The 15581-nt window shown below is 46.7% G+C and carries 14 protein-coding genes; all 14 read right to left on the reverse strand.

Annotation, left to right across the window (positions count from 1 at the left end; all coding sequences use genetic code 11):
• Nucleotides 1–10: 10 nt before the first annotated feature.
• On the reverse strand, nucleotides 11–397 hold the full coding sequence (gene rbsD, locus AC4EHJ_RS08425) for a D-ribose pyranase (protein WP_490975114.1): 387 nt from the start codon (nucleotides 395–397) through the stop codon (nucleotides 11–13).
• Complete coding sequence (gene rbsK / locus AC4EHJ_RS08430) at nucleotides 394–1275, reverse strand: ribokinase (protein ID WP_490975115.1); 882 nt, start codon at nucleotides 1273–1275, stop codon at nucleotides 394–396. The genes rbsD and rbsK overlap by 4 nt, the downstream gene beginning before the upstream one ends.
• Nucleotides 1272–2255: a LacI family DNA-binding transcriptional regulator gene (locus AC4EHJ_RS08435; RefSeq protein ID WP_490975116.1), complete on the reverse strand. Its 984-nt coding sequence runs from the start codon at nucleotides 2253–2255 to the stop codon at nucleotides 1272–1274. Before AC4EHJ_RS08435 ends, rbsK begins: the two co-directional genes overlap by 4 nt.
• Nucleotides 2256–2386: 131 nt before the next feature.
• Nucleotides 2387–2755, reverse strand: a complete 369-nt coding sequence (locus tag AC4EHJ_RS08440) for a rhodanese-like domain-containing protein (RefSeq protein WP_490975117.1) — start codon at nucleotides 2753–2755, stop codon at nucleotides 2387–2389.
• A 64-nt stretch (nucleotides 2756–2819) separates the two neighbouring features.
• Entirely contained in the window at nucleotides 2820–4220 is a 1401-nt protein-coding gene (locus AC4EHJ_RS08445) for an MBL fold metallo-hydrolase (RefSeq protein WP_490975118.1), read from the reverse strand.
• Nucleotides 4221–4445: 225 nt separating this feature from the next.
• A complete protein-coding gene (locus tag AC4EHJ_RS08450; RefSeq protein WP_490975119.1) occupies nucleotides 4446–5696 on the reverse strand; it encodes a dicarboxylate/amino acid:cation symporter in 1251 nt (416 codons plus the stop codon).
• A gap of 404 nt (nucleotides 5697–6100) precedes the next feature.
• The gene (locus AC4EHJ_RS08455; protein ID WP_490975120.1) at nucleotides 6101–7423 is read right to left on the reverse strand and encodes a hypothetical protein; all 1323 of its coding nucleotides are present in this window, start codon (nucleotides 7421–7423) and stop codon (nucleotides 6101–6103) included.
• Nucleotides 7424–7436: 13 nt separating this feature from the next.
• Nucleotides 7437–8462, reverse strand: coding sequence for an ABC transporter ATP-binding protein (locus AC4EHJ_RS08460; protein WP_490975121.1), 1026 nt, complete (start codon nucleotides 8460–8462; stop codon nucleotides 7437–7439).
• A gap of 15 nt (nucleotides 8463–8477) precedes the next feature.
• On the reverse strand, nucleotides 8478–9440 hold the full coding sequence (locus AC4EHJ_RS08465; protein WP_490975122.1) for an ABC transporter ATP-binding protein: 963 nt from the start codon (nucleotides 9438–9440) through the stop codon (nucleotides 8478–8480).
• Nucleotides 9441–9460: 20 nt separating this feature from the next.
• Nucleotides 9461–10357 carry an ABC transporter permease gene (locus AC4EHJ_RS08470; protein ID WP_490975638.1) on the reverse strand — a complete coding sequence of 299 codons (897 nt, stop codon included), beginning with the start codon at nucleotides 10355–10357 and terminating at the stop codon, nucleotides 9461–9463.
• A 23-nt stretch (nucleotides 10358–10380) separates the two neighbouring features.
• Complete coding sequence (locus tag AC4EHJ_RS08475; RefSeq protein WP_490975123.1) at nucleotides 10381–11295, reverse strand: ABC transporter permease; 915 nt, start codon at nucleotides 11293–11295, stop codon at nucleotides 10381–10383.
• Nucleotides 11296–11340: 45 nt separating this feature from the next.
• Nucleotides 11341–12891: an ABC transporter substrate-binding protein gene (locus AC4EHJ_RS08480; RefSeq protein WP_490975124.1), complete on the reverse strand. Its 1551-nt coding sequence runs from the start codon at nucleotides 12889–12891 to the stop codon at nucleotides 11341–11343.
• Nucleotides 12888–14129, reverse strand: a complete 1242-nt coding sequence (locus AC4EHJ_RS08485; protein WP_490975125.1) for a M20 metallopeptidase family protein — start codon at nucleotides 14127–14129, stop codon at nucleotides 12888–12890. The genes AC4EHJ_RS08480 and AC4EHJ_RS08485 overlap by 4 nt, the downstream gene beginning before the upstream one ends.
• Nucleotides 14129–15466: a M20/M25/M40 family metallo-hydrolase gene (locus AC4EHJ_RS08490; protein ID WP_490975126.1), complete on the reverse strand. Its 1338-nt coding sequence runs from the start codon at nucleotides 15464–15466 to the stop codon at nucleotides 14129–14131. The genes AC4EHJ_RS08485 and AC4EHJ_RS08490 overlap by 1 nt, the downstream gene beginning before the upstream one ends.
• Between the last annotated feature and the right edge of the window lie 115 nt (nucleotides 15467–15581).

Here is a 15581-nt window from a genome sequence, read left to right on the forward strand (position 1 = left end):
CCTGCCTTTTTTAAAAGATCACACCAGAACGAAGAACAATATTGGCGTATGGCGTCGCTTCACCCGTCCGGATGATCAGCTTCGCCTCTTTACTCATTTTCTTCAATTCGTCATGCGTAATGTATGCGGCATTGACCTGCTCTAAAACACCTGTTTCAACTTCAGGATTCTCTTCTGTTATTTCCCGGGCAATAAACCCGGCTTCCGCTTCGAAATCTTCCAGGACCGCCTGTAGCACCGTAAGGAAAGAAGGTTCGCCGATGCGGTAGGATAAGTCGATGCATGGAACCCCTTTCGGTACCGGCAAACCGCAATCGGCAATGACGAGAAGGTCTGTATGTCCGAAGGCCGCAAGCGCTGCCGCTATGTCACGGTTGATCATGCCATGTTTTTTCATGTTTGGTTATCTCCCATACGCTTCAGAACTTCCTGCCGGGATGGCATTCCGCCTTGCGCTCCGAATTTTTCCACCGATAACGATGCAGCCGCATTGGCAAAGCGCACTGCTTCCGCAAATGGCATGTTTTCCACCAACGCCACAGCGAACGCTCCGTTGAACGTATCACCTGCGCCTGTTGTATCAATCGCTTGTGTTTCAAAACCTTTTACCTGGATATGCTTGTGGCCGTCAAAATATCTTGCCCCTTCTTTGCCTAAGGTGACAATCAGGCGGTTCGGGTATTGCTCAATTTCCCGCTCCCATTCCGCACCGAAGATTTCTTCTGCCTCTGTTTCGTTCGGCGTCAAATAAGTGGCGTATGGCAGGAGTTCTTTTGTAAAAGCATCAGCTGGCGCCGGATTCAAGATGGTCGGCACATTATGCCTATGGCAAATTTCCAGCGTCTGCTGGACGACTGGAATCGGAAGTTCCAATTGCAAGATGACGATGCCGCTTGCTGCGAGCTTGGATTCAAATGCCTCTAGTTCGTGCGCTTCGATGGCGTGATTTGCGCCTGGTACGACGATGATGCGGTTATCGCCTTCAGACAATAGAATATTCGCAATTCCGCTTGTGCCTGCGACACGCTTCACCAAGCCGATATCTATGTTTTCAGCAGCCAAACCTTTCAGCAGCTCATCCCCGAAAGCGTCCGTTCCGACCGCTCCGATCATTTGCACGGCTTCACCAAGCCGCGCAGCCGCAACTGCCTGATTGGCTCCTTTGCCTCCCGGTACAGTCGTATACAAATCGCCTAACGCTGTCTCCCCTTGCTTTGGAAAGCGATTTGCCCGTACGACCAAATCCATATTCACACTGCCCACTACTGTAATCATTCTGCCACTCCCTTTGTTGTCCCGCGAAGCTTCAATTGCACCGGCACTTCGTAGAAATGCTGGTCAACGGGCTGGTTTTCAATCCGCTTGATCAAGACCCGCGTTGCAATCGCTCCCATTTTATAAACATCTTGTGCCACTGTTGAAAGGCCGGGCGATAACATCTCGCCCATTGCAATTCCATCAAAGCCGACAATCTGCAATTCTTCAGGTACTTTGATGCCGAGCGTCACCGCCGCTTTCAATGCTCCTGCCGCCGAGACATCACTGCTGGCAAAAATGCCGTCAATTTCTTTATGCGCCCGTAAGAATTCATCCGTGATTTTTTGCGAATCCGCGAAATGGAACGGAGATGTCGCCACATGGTAATCAGCGCCCGCTGCTTTGATGGCATCCATAAACCCTTCATAGCGGTCATTCGCTGGGTTGAGCTCACCCGGGCCTCTTAAAAACAGGATGTTTTTGCAGCCTCTTTCCAGAAGTGCATTTGTGCCCATCGCCGCCCCTTCCCGGTTATTGGAAGAAACGGTTGGTATTTTGTCGTTGATTGCGCGGTCAAGTGCCACAATCGGCAAGGTCATATTCGCGTAATGTGGAGCATCCAGCTGGTTCGACGTCACAATAAAACCGGCAATGTATTTTTTCTTTAATGTATTCAAATAATTTTTCTCTTTTTCCGGATCTTCATCCGAGTTGCATAAGATCACAGTGTAGCCGTAAGTCAATGCAACATCTTCAACCGCCCTTGCCAGTTCCGGAAAAAACGGATTAGTGATGTCTGGCAATATCAAACCGATCAAATTCGACTGTTTGGTATTCAGCGACCGGGCAACTGGATTCAATTCGTATTTCAATTCTTCAACTGCTGAAGCAACAGCTTTTGCTGCGTCCGTACTGACATAGCCGCTGTTATTAAGAAAACGGGAAACTGTCGCTACGGATACCCCAGCTTTTTTTGCCACGTCTCTGATGGTTGTCATTGTACTGGCTCCATTCCTAATGCGTGTGTAACCGGTTACACAAAATATACATCGCTGTTTCACCCTTGTCAATGTGAAGATTTTCCAGAAAACAAAAAAAGATTCCATCGGGTGGGATGGAATCCTTTTGATCAATTGCACGGCACGCGAATATCGCCGTTGCTGTTTTGTCCAGTTAAGCTGTAGCTCACTACATTAAAGCCTTTTTTCTGCAGAAAGCGCGCGCCCAAATTCTTTTCGATTGCGTCCGATGCCAGTAAATGTATAGGCTGATCCGGAATTTCCTTATGGCTGCGCATTAAATAAGAAAATGGCAAGTTCATAGCTTCCGGCACTTCTCCATGCGAGATATTGTAAGGGCGGATATCCAGAATCGTCAAAGACTTGGAATCCACATCTTCGAGGCATTCTTTTTTCATTCCGCGAAGCGGCATGAACCTGCGGTATCCGCAGCCTGCAAGCAGCAGCGCCAGTAGAGTAATCGGTATTGCCATATCCATTCACCTGCCCCTCTGCATCTTAAAACCGCCGGAATAGTTCCGGCGGTTCGATTTATCCTGTTAGTTACGCTTTTACTCTAATCGACCATTTCGAATAGCCGCCTGGCATGTTGACGATGTTATCAAAGCCGTTCGCTTTCAGCAGGCTCGCTGCAATCGCCGAGCGCGCTCCGCTTTGGCAATGGACGATGACTGTCTTGCTGGCATCGACTTCTTCCAGACGGTTTTTCAATGTGCCCACCATGATGTGGATGGCATTTTCAATATGTCCTTCATCATACTCCGTTTTATTTCGAACGTCGAGTACATTAGCTTCGCCATTATTGATCATTTCTTTTGCTTCTTCAATGGTCACGTTATCGTATTTATCCAAGCTGTCCGCTTGGCCGACAACCGTGTCTGCATCCGCATAGCCAAGAACTTGGTCAATGCCGATTGAATGCAAAGCGATGACCACTTCGTCAAGCGATTCGGGATTCACCAGAATGTATACCGGTTTTTTGTAATCCACGACCCACCCTGCCCAGTTCGTGAATGAGTTATTGAACGGGATGTTGATGGTCCCTGGAATGAACCCTTGGCTAAAAGCATCCGCCGGGCGCAAATCCAAGACTTGTTCGCCTTGTTTCAACAAGTTCTTGATATCGGCGAATCGATCGATCGGTTTCAGTTCGGGCAAGTTAGCAATCAACTCTGGACCCACTTTGTTGACCGATTTCATGACCGCGAAATAATACGGCGGTTCTGTCTGCCCTGCCAGCAATTCTTCCATGAAGGAAGTTTCATCTTTGAATTGCATAGCCCAGTTAAAGAGCTTTTCGTAACCGACGGTAGTTGAAGGCATTGCGCCTATTGACTTACCGCAAGCACTTCCTGCACCATGTGCCGGCCAGACTTGCAAATAATCCGGAAGCTCTTTAAAGCGTTTGATTGATTTGAACATCTCTTTAGCTCCAGATTCTGAAGTGCCTTGGATGCCTGCCGCTTTTTCAAGCAAGTCCGGACGGCCGACGTCACCGACAAAGACAAAATCACCTGTGAAGATTCCCAATGGCAAATCGGCTGCTTTTGTATCAGTCAAGATAAATGAGATGCTTTCCGGCGTATGGCCAGGAGTATGCATCACTTCAAAGATTAAATTGCCGATACTGAATTTATCGCCATCTTTTAATAGTTGGTGGCTGAGATTATCTGTGTTCTGGTATTTCCAATCCTTGTCGCCTTCATCCGAAATATACATCTTAGTTCCGAAACGGTCAGCCAATTCGCGGGAACCGGAAACGAAATCTGCGTGGATATGAGTTTCAAGCGCTCCGACAATTTTCAATTTTTCTTTTTTAGCAAGTTCAACGTATGGGTTAATATCGCGCATCGGGTCTACCACTACTGCTTCCCCAGTTGCCTGGCAGCCTACGACATAAGATGCGTGCGCTAATTTATCATCATAGAAATATCGTAATAACATAAATGATTCCCCTTTTCCTATTGTTTAGAGTAGCCAAATATAATATACCCTTAGGGGTATGCTGTGTAAAGCAATCTGCTTATTTTTTCTTTCATTCAGATACCTACGCTGTGAAACCGCAGTTTGGCGGGATCACATCGCAGCAGACGGGTAAAATAAAAAACCCCCTTTTCCGCCATGCCTACTCCAGGCTGGAGAAAAGAGGGATTCGGTTTTATTATTCAATTACGCGTTGACTTCCTGTTCCTGAATTGCTTCGGTACGGTTTTTCTCCGTTTCCGCTACGTATACGGCACAGGCTGCGTCGCCTGAAATATTGATTGCGGTTCTAGTCATATCAAGCAAACGGTCGATCCCGAGCACAAGACCGATTCCAGCTACCGGAAGATTGACGCTGCCCAGCACCATCGCCAGCATGATCAAACCGACGCCTGGTACACCCGCAGTTCCGATGCTTGCCAAGACGGCAGTTAAGACAACTGTCGCCAATTGAGTCATCGTTAAATCGACGCCATAGGCCTGCGCGATGAACATTGTCGCGACGCCTTGCATAATGGCCGTGCCATCCATGTTGATCGTTGCGCCAAGCGGCTGGACAAACGAACTTATCGATTTAGGTACACCCAACTGTTTTTGGGCAACATCCATAGAGACAGGCAAAGTCGCTGTACTGCTAGACGTACTAAATGCCACACTCATTGCAGGGGCAAACTTCTTGAAAAACCAGATTGGGTTTTTCTTCGCCAATAACCCAATCGTTCCGCCGTAGGTGAAAGCGGCGTGGATGAATAATGCAGCTAAGACTACCAACATGTATGCGCTCATCGCTTTAATGGCAGACAGCCCCTGTGACCCGATAGCTGTCGCAATCAGACCAAATGTTCCATAAGGAGCGAACTTCATTACGATGCCGACAAGATACATCATAATGTCATTGCCTTGTTCGATGAGATTTACTATCCCTTTCGTTCGTTCGCCAAGCGCTGTAAGCGCCAAGCCGATAAACACAGCAAAGACGATGATTTGCAGCATATTGCCGTTTGTCAGCGCTTCAAGCGGGTTTTTCGGAATGATGTTCAGTAATGTTTCTGCGACAGAAGGCGCTTCTTCCGAATCGAATTCTGCGGTTTCCAGATCAAAGTCTCCTGCGAGTCCAGGTTGGACGATTGCGGACAGGCCAAGGCCAATTACTATAGCAATCGTAGTTGTCACGAGAAAATAAGTGATTGTTTTAAAGCCGATCCGGCCAAGTTTCGCTGGATCGCCAAGCCCCGAGGTTCCAAGGATAATTGAAAAGAATACAAGCGGCACGACCAGCATGCTGATCAAGCTCAAAAAGATTTGGCCAAGCGGTACGAACAAGTATGTATTAAAATTATCAAAAGCGTCAGGCGCAAACAGATTGATGAGCAATCCTGTAAGGGCTCCCAATATCAATCCGGCAATTACTTTTACAGTCAAACTTTTCTTCTTCATTCAAATCTTCCTTTTCTTCTGACATAGGCAATAGTTTAACTCAAATAGCAAAGGAATTATAGCGTAAAGTAGTTGCTCGAATTGCGCTTCAACAAATATACTACTATAGTATTATGTCTTGTAAGAACATTTAACCACTCCAAAGAATTAAACTGTTAATCTTTACGTATCTATTCCACAAAACTTTCGACCTTTCGGCGGATGAGCGTTAAATCGTTGCGCACTTCTCCTTCTCAAGGGTTTCGCAATTTTGCTTTTTGTTTTCACAACAGGCAATCAACTCCGCTTTCTTCCTCTGATTCGGGTTTATCCAAATCCAAAATAGCAAATTCATTAAAAATCGAAAACGATCCATTTTTCGCCTTAATAAAAAAAAAGCCCCATTTGGGCTTTTTCACACGCATTCATTTTTCTGCGCCAAGGACCAGCTCGTAGACTTTTTTTGGCCTTCCGCGTTTACCTTGGTTCAAATCTTCTTTAAGGCTGCGAATCAGCCCCATCTGTTCCAGTTCGCTTAATATCCTCCTTGAATTGCGGTCTGTGTTTTTCAAAAGCGATGACATCATTTCACTGCTGAAATACGGGATATTTTTCAATTTTACGTATTGATAAACTTTCATCGGGATATTTTCACGGTAGCCATGTGTTTTCAGTACAGCTTCCCAATATACCGGAAGCTTCAAATTCGGCAAAATATTCGCATTGTCCGTATCAAGAGCACCGGTGTTGATTCCTTCTTCATCAACGTATATGATTTTTTCGCTGTTTTCTTCATTGGCGTATTCAAAAGCCCGTTGGACATGTTGTTCAGCGTCATGGATCGTGTATCCCGAGCCGATTCCAATATGGAAATCCAAAGCGGTCCGCATAGTGATTTCATTCACCAATTTTGAAAACGGGCGCTCAGCTATCAATAATTCGTAATCCCCTTGGGTGGCATAAATGAAATGCACACCGCCGCCACGGTTTATCAAAGACCCATTCAATTTCCTCGCAATTTGCAGCAGTTCAAGCTCCAGTTCAAGCTCTTTCTGCTTTTCGGCAAAGTCATAGACCGTCTTTTTGCAAGCTCGCCCGCCTTCGACCAATTGAAAACCGATAATGACCACTTTCTGCTTCTCATAGACATGGCTTTGAGCGCGTGAAACGAGCAGATCCAACACTGTTTTGATCGCTAATTTTGAAGGCACCACTCTATAGCATGGGATCCCCAGCTTCCTCAATGCCAAATACACTTTCAATAGGCAGGTCAATACCACTTCCGCTTTTCCAGCCTGGTAATTTTGGAAATGAAAATTAATAATTTCGTCGTAGTCTTTGTATCCCTGATATGACAACAATTCGAAATTTATTTTATTCAAATGGTATTCAGAGAAAAGCGATTTGACTATGTCCTCATCTACCGTATCCAGACTCATATGTGAAACAAAACGGCCATGCTCCTGCATCACTTGCAGGCAGGTGCCGAGCAGTGCCATGCCGTGGAGAGGAGGATAAGACGCCTCCTCCTCCGTTATCAAGCCTTTTTCCAGGCAATAATAATACGGCGTCTGCCCTGAAAAGATCCATTGCGTTACTTCAAAGCGATGTTTGGAAAGGATCCCCGGCAATTGCTCAGAACCGAAATACTCGAACTCAACCAATTCAATCCTCGAATCCAGTTGGGCGACTTCCCTTATGATTTGCAGAGAGTCTGGAGGACCGATTGCCCCAATTCGGACTTTCATGATGTGCACCTTCTTACTTAACTTTTTTAACGTGCGGCAATACATTTGTATCTTCGTTCACTAGCGGATAATGGCAAGCAACAAAATGAGCCGGCAAGATTTCCCGGTATTCGGGCATTTCTATTTCGCATTTTGCTTGGGCATAAGGGCATCGCGGGTGGAACGGACACCCCGATGGCGGATTGCTCGGGCTTGGAATTTCCCCTTTGATCAATTGATGCTCTTTGCGCAGCCGCGGATCTGGAATCGGAACAGAATCCAGCAAAGCATGTGTATATGGGTGCAGGGGGTGTTCGAATAATTCATCCCGGCCCGCCAGCTCCACCATTTTCCCTAAATACATGACGCCAATGCGGTCGCTAATATGGCGCACCGCCGGCAAACCATGTGCTATAAAAATATAAGTCAAATCCATTTCCTTTTGCAACTTTTTAAGCAGATTGAGGATTTGCGCCTGGATGGAAACATCCAACGCAGACACGGCTTCATCGCAGACAATCACTTTCGGCTTTAATGCCAATGCCCGTGCTATTCCTATCCGCTGCCGTTGCCCGCCGCTGAATTCATGGGGATATAGTTTCATCTGATGTTCCCGCAAACCAACGAGCTTCAACAATTCACTTACTTGTTTCTTCAATTCTTTGCCTGAAGCCAAGCCGTGGACCAGCAAAGGCTCCCCGACCAGTTCTTCAACTGTCATCCTTGGATTCAAGGATGAATAGGGATCTTGAAAAATCACTTGCAGGTCGCGCCTGGCCTTGCGAAGTTCCTCTTTCGTCATGCCGGCGATATCCTGATCCTGAAAATAGATATGGCCTTCTGTTGCATCAAGCAGCCCCAGCATCAAGGAACCGGTCGTCGATTTCCCGCATCCTGATTCCCCTACAATACCCAATGTTTCGCCTTTGTATACTTTAAAGTTCAAGCCATCCACAGCTCTGACAATGGTTTTCGTTTTTTTGATAAAACCTTTAGACATATCAAAATGTTTTTTAAGGTTTTTCACTTCCATAATAACCTGATCTTCGACGGCGTTCATATGATTCCCCCTCCCCTAAACTTTTATGCATCGCTTCGCGTGTTTTTCTGAAACGTATTCTAATGGGGGATGGATTTTCGTGCATTCGATATCCCCTATCGGACAGCGCGGGAAAAATTTACAGCCTGGCGGCATATCAGCCGGGTTCGGTACTGTTCCTTCTATAGAATACAATTCATCCACCACATCATGGATTTTCGGAATGGATGCCATCAATCCTTTTGTGTATGGATGGAGCGGATTTTCAAACAGCTCGTAAATCGGTGCTTCTTCCACCACTTCTCCCGCGTACATCACGATGACGCGATCTGCAAGTTCAGCCACCACTCCCAGGTCGTGCGTGATGATCATGATGCTGGTATTCGATTTCTCTTTCAAATTGCGTAACAATGTCAGAATCTGTGCTTGAATGGTGACGTCGAGCGCGGTAGTCGGTTCATCCGCAATCAGCAGCTTCGGATTTCCAGACAACGCCATCGCAATCATAACGCGCTGGCGCATCCCCCCTGAAAGCTGATGGGGAAACCTGCCCATCACTTTTTCAGCATCCGGGATGCCAACTGTCTCAAGCATTTCCACGCCTTTTTTCTGCGCCTGTTCTTTCGACATCTGATAATGCAATATCAAGGTCTCTCTTAATTGATAACCGATTGTAAAAACAGGATTCAATGCGGTCATCGGTTCCTGAAAAATCATGGCAATTTCTTTGCCACGCAATTCCCTGTATTGTTTTTTGCTTAAATTCCTCAAATCCTTGCCTTCAAAGCTGACCTTGCCTTCATAAATTTCCCCATTCGCTGGAAGAATCCCCATTAAAGCAAGCGAAGTTACACTTTTCCCGCTGCCGGACTCTCCCACAATAGCCAAGGTTTCACCTTTTTCAACATCAAAAGTGACTCCATTTACAGTAGACACATAACCATCTTCCGTTTTAAAGCGGACTTTCAAATTTTCTACTTTTAAAAGGCTATTATTCAAAACCAAGCCACCTTCTTCCATTAATCTTTGATTTTCGGATCCAACACATCTCTCAGCCAGTCTCCAAGGAAAATGACTCCCAGTACTGTTACGGTGATGGCGATACCCGGGAAAGTGGCTACCCACCAGCTGGTCGCAATATATTCACGACCATCGCTCAACATCAGCCCCCATGAAACATCCGGCGGCTGGATGCCCAAGCCAAGGAAACTCAAACTCGCTTCCAATATGATTGTCGTAGCAACATTGAGTGTGGCAATTACGATAAACGAGGAAATGACGTTTGGCAAAATGTATTTCATGATAATTCTGAAATCCTTCGCTCCGATCGCTTTTGCGGACCGTACATAATCACGTTCTTTGATGCTGAGCGTCTCACTTCGGACCATTCGCGCATAGACGACCCAAGATGTGCCCCCGAGCACCAGTATCAGCGTAATGAGGCTTGGCCCCATGACTGCGAGAATGATTAGCATGAACAATATATTCGGGATTGCCAGCAGTGAATCAACTGTCCGCATGATGATGAAATCCCATACTTTTCCGTAGTAGCCAGCGATTAATCCGAGCGCCATGCCGATGGCACCTGCCAGCAAAACGGCGCTGATTCCGATTAATAACGATATGCGGGATCCGTAAATGATGCGGCTCAATATGTCGCGCCCCAGATTATCCGTCCCCAACAAAAATTCCGTATTGCCCCCTTCCAGCCAAGACGGTGGAAGCAGGCGGTTTATCACATCCGTCTTAGCGGGATCATGATCAGTCAATAATGGCGCAAGAATGGCCATTAGCACAACGCCCACCACAATGATCACGCCAATCATGCCCGTTTTGCTTCGCAGCAGTCTCTTCCCGAGCCTCTTCAAGGAGGACTGGGATTTGACTTTTTGTTCATCTGCAATTGGTTCTGTTATTCCCGTCAATGCCCTGACCTCCTTTAATCGTATTTAATGCGTGGATCCAGTAGACGATACACTAAATCCGCAATCAAATTGCTTAAAATAACAAAAATAGCGATGATGAAAGTGGCCGCTTGTACTACAGCCATATCCCTCAGGTTGACCGACTGGACCAGCAATTGGCCAAGCCCCGGCCACGCAAATACCGTTTCTGTGATCAGCGTGCCGCCGATCAATGTAGAAGTTTGTAAAGCCATGATCGTCACCACAGGAATCAGCGCATTTCGGAACGCATGCTTATTGACGATAATCGATTCACCCAGCCCCTTGCTTCGGGCTGTGCGGATAAAATCTTGGCCTAAAATTTCCAGCATGCTCGACCGGATCAGTCGGGTCATTTCTGCCGCGATGCCCGTACCGAGCGTCAGCGCCGGCAAAACAAGATGCCCTAATGTCCCCCTGCCGGAAACCGGGAAGAATTGAAAAGTTACGGACAACAGCAGGATCAGCATGATTCCAAGCCAGAAGTTCGGCATCGCTTTCCCCAAAACCGCTCCGCCCGTAATGAAAAGGTCGAAAAAGCTGTTCCGTTTAACAGCAGACAGGATTCCGAGCGGAACCGAAATGACAATGGCGACAATCATCGACGCAATAGCCAGTTCAATCGTCGCCGGCAGCCTTTCAAGAATAAGATTCAGCGCATCGGTATTGTACCGGAACGAATCACCGAAATCGCCAGTTACCAAATCTCCCAAATAATTAAGGTACTGCACTGGCAGCGGGTCGTTGAATCCCATCGCTTCCCGCAAGGAATCCCGTTCTGCATCACTTGCTGTTTCAGGCAGCATCAGCGACACCGGATCTCCTGTGACACGAACCAGCAAAAAAACGATTAGCGTAATCAGCAATAGCACAGGAATCGTTTTAACTAGACTTTTCAAAAAATACTTCATGCCAAACCTCCCCTATTGAAAAAAAGGGGGCATGCCCCCCTTCCTTTACTTCAATGTAATTGAATCCACATAGAACATTTCGTTCAAACGCGGTTCGAAATTCAGACGGTCGTTGATGCCAGTAATAGCATCCAATTGGAACATATAGATTTGAGGGCGATCTTCCGCAATCAATTCTTGAGCTTTCTGATACTGCTGCGCTCTTTCTTCAGCGTTCATATTCTGTTCCGCTGCCAACAGCAGATCGTTCACTTCCGGGTTATTGTAATCCGATTCACCTGCGGCTTCTTCCGTTGTTAAACGGTCAAGCGCAAGCGACGCATCAAACATCGAGTTGCCGTAGCCGATGTAGAACATTTCACCGAATCCTTTTTCCTGGTACTTCTGGTTGAATGCACTCCATTCCATCAATTCCAAGTTTACAGTGATGCCAACTTCAGAAAGCATCGCCGTAACCAATTCGACTGTTTCTTTATCTTTCAAATACCGTCCGTTTGGTGCGCTAAGCGCAAGCTCAAAGCCATCCGCATGCCCTGCTTCTTCAAGCAATTGTTTTGCTTTTTCTGGATCATAGAGTGTTTGGCCGTATAGGTCTTCGTTGGCGCCAATGTTCCCTGGTGTTACACGGGTGCGCGTAACTGTTCCTGCGCCTTCAAGCAATGAATCCACAATCGCTTGCTTATCAATTGCCAAATCGATGGCTTCACGGACTTTCGGATCTCCTGTTACGCTGCCTTCATCTGTGCGCAGCGTAAACATCATAACGCGCTGCGTAGGCGATTGGACAACCGATACGCCGTCTGTGCTGTTAATGCGTTCAACGTCTGTCGGCGGGATGTTTACAGCAACGTCCACTCCCCCTGTCAGCAATTCAGAAACACGAGTGGAATCTTCAGGAATGCTGCGGAATACGACTTCATCCCATTTCGGTGCTTCTCCGAAATATTCCGTATTAGCTTCCAGCGTCAAGCGGTCGTCTTTCTTCCATTCTTTGAATTTATAAGGTCCTGTACCCACTGGCTGCTCCAAGAACACTTCCCAGCCTTCCGTTTCGATATAGTCTTTCGGAAGGATCGCTGAACCCAGGCGGGACAGTCTGTTCAATAATGCAGGTTCCGGATTTTTTGTGATGATTTCAAATTCGTAGTCTCCGACAACTTTCACTTCCTCGATCTGGTTGTAGTTTCCATGCTCCAGCAACGTATCGTCTTTTGCAATTCTTTCAAGCGTGTATTTCACGTCATCCGCCGTCAAGTCTTCCCCATTGTGGAATTTAACGCCTTCTTTCAATTTAAAAGACCAGGTTTTGTCATCAACGTTTTCCCAGCTTTCAGCCAAGTCAGGTTTGAACCCTTCTTCTCCTTCATTCGTCAAAAGATAATTGAACATATTAACGTGTACAGCTTCTGTCGATGTCGTATTATGGTCGTGGATATCAAAAGACACAACATCTGTACCGTTAGCAATTACCAAGGTTTTGCTGTCACTTTGCTCAACAGGCTCTTCGCCTTCCGACCCCCCGCTTTCTTCTCCGCCTGAACATCCGGCCAACACAACTGCCAAACTCAGCATTAATCCCCAAAGACTTTTCTTCATACATTTTCCCCCTCAGATTGTTTTAAATAATTGCTTGCCAATAAACTCAATACGGATATGCCATAAAGAAACGATTGCTCGTCAACGTCAAACCGGCTATTATGGTTCGGATAAGCCGTATCTTCGCCATTTTCTGTTCCCAGACGGAAAAATACGGAAGGCACTTCTTGTGAAAAATAAGCGAAATCTTCGCCCCCCATTGATGGAGCGGATATTTTCAATGCCCCTTCCCCATACAATTCGCCAATCGTGTCTTGAAGCAGCCCGCGCATTTCGGCGTCTATTTTTATAGACGGTGTAACAAATTGATAGTCCAGTTCGCAGTCCCCGCCAAAACTTCGAGCTATGCCTTTCGAAATTGTTTCGATGCGTTCCGACATCAACTGCCGCGTCTCTGGCTTTAGCGTCCGCACTGTGCCTTTCACCAGGACCGAGTTCGGAATAATTGTTGCTTTGCTGCCCGCTTCTATCTGTCCGAAACTCAGCACTACCGAATCCAACGGATCTGTCTGCCTGCTGACAATTTGCTGGAGCGAAACCAAAATTTGCGCTGAAATCATAATCGGGTCTACAGTTTGATGAGGATGGGCGGCATGCCCTCCTTTCCCAGTCACTTTAAGTTCAAAAATGTCGACAGCAGCGCAGCTATACTCCGCTGTAGTAACTGAAAATTCACCTGTTTTCAGCGTCGGGTGGACATGCAGACCGGCCATGGCGTCTACTTTGGGGTTGGCCAATACGCCATCTTCAATCATCGCCGCGGCACCTTCACCTATTTCTTCGGCCGGTTGGAAAATCACCTTAAGTGAACCGCCCGGCAATCCTTTCTCAGCAAACAGCTTTGCCACACCCAGCAGAATCGCGGTATGCGCGTCATGCCCGCAAGTGTGGGCAGCGCCGGCGTTTTGGCTCCGGTATTCCTTGGGAATTTCATCTTCCATAGGCAGGGCGTCCATATCTGCCCGGAGGCCAAGGACTGGCCCAGGCCTGCCGCTTTCCAATAAACCCACAACACCAGTTTTCCCAACATTCTTCTGAACTTTGTAGCCCCATCTTTCCAATAAATCCGCTACAATACCCGCCGTTCTTTTTTCTTGGAAAGACAATTCCGGGTGTGCATGCAAATCTCGGCGGATTGCCGTAATTTCATTCAATAAGGAAAAAATTGAGCTATACCATTCTGGATGCGTTTTTTTCAACTCTTCGAATCCACGGTTTTCTCCGGCGATCACAGCCATTATCGAACACCTCCTTCAGATGTCTCAAATTGTCGGCTGAATTCGAAAACCAGCGCTGCAATCATCTTGATGCCATCGATGTAATCTTCGACATTAATATTTTCATTTGGTGCATGGTTATTGGACTGGAAATTGCCGACTCCGAAAGAAGCTGAGGGAATTCCAAGGGCCTGGCATAGTTCGTACATCGGGCCAGTCCCAGGTGTATTCGGGATGATATTCGGCTTTTTATCGCTGTATTTTTCCGCAACCGCAATCATCGCTCCTGCAATCGCTTCATCCGGGTGGCTTCTTGCGGCCTTTTCAGAGCTTGTAACCTGGATCGTGATATCTTCGAACCCTTGGGCATCCAAATGCGCTCTCAACTGCCGAAGAATCTTTTCTGGATCTTGTCCAGGCACCAGGCGGAAGTCCAGTTTAGCCATAGCTTCCGAAGGCAAGACCGTTTTTGTCCCTTCACCTGTATAACCGGAGGAAATTCCACAGATATTGCAAGTCGGTTCAAAAATATGCTTGCGCTTTAAATCGGTTCCTTCCAAATTCAGCACGAATTTGTCGATCTCCAGTTTTTTCAAGATTTCTTCTTCCTCCAGCCGGTACTGCGAAAGCAACTGGTCTTCAAGTGCTGTGACTGGCTCGATATCGTCGTAAAATCCCGGTATCATTATTTTTTCATTGGCATCTTTCAGCGTATTGAGCGCCCACACCAATTTCCATACCGGACTTTCAATAATGGCAGCCTGGGCAGAATGCAGATCTGTATTCGCGCCTTTCGAGCGAAGTTCGACATACAACATGCCTTTCACTCCAAGGCTGACTTGCACAGCGCCATCCGCGTCGCGGTAGCCAAATTCCCAGACACATCCGTCAGACTTGATCTTGTCGGCATATTCCTTAGCGAACTCAGGCAAGTTGAGGCTGCCGATTTCTTCCTCCCCTTCAAAAATGAATTTGATATTCACCGGCAGCTCTTCTCCGCATTGTTGAATGGCATGCAATGCCGCAAGGCGGGCAATGAGGTTGCCCTTATTATCGGCAACTCCCCGGGCAAAAATTTTTCCATTTCGGATATTTGGTTCAAAAGCAGGTGTTTCCCACAGCTCAACCGGATCTTCTGGCTGCACATCGTAATGATTGTAGAAACTCAAGGTTTTATCGGATTCCCCTTTTATTTCTGCAAATACCACTGGAAATCCAGAAGTCTCTAACTTTTCCGGCTTCAGCGAAAAAGCTGTTTCAAACAAATCGTCTAAGTAGTCGACAGCTTCTTCCATTCCACGATTTTGAGCGGCTACACTCGGGATCTCGCAAAAATCGGTCAGCCACTTTATGTACATCTCCCGATTCCTTTCAATAAACTCTTCGATATTTTGCACTCTTTTACCAGCCCCTTTTAATTAAGGAAAGTTTCCTTAATGTTTTTTATCACTTTACTAGTTTTTTATATAGCCT

It is taken from the genome of Planococcus sp. TJ-301 (assembly GCF_058268475.1).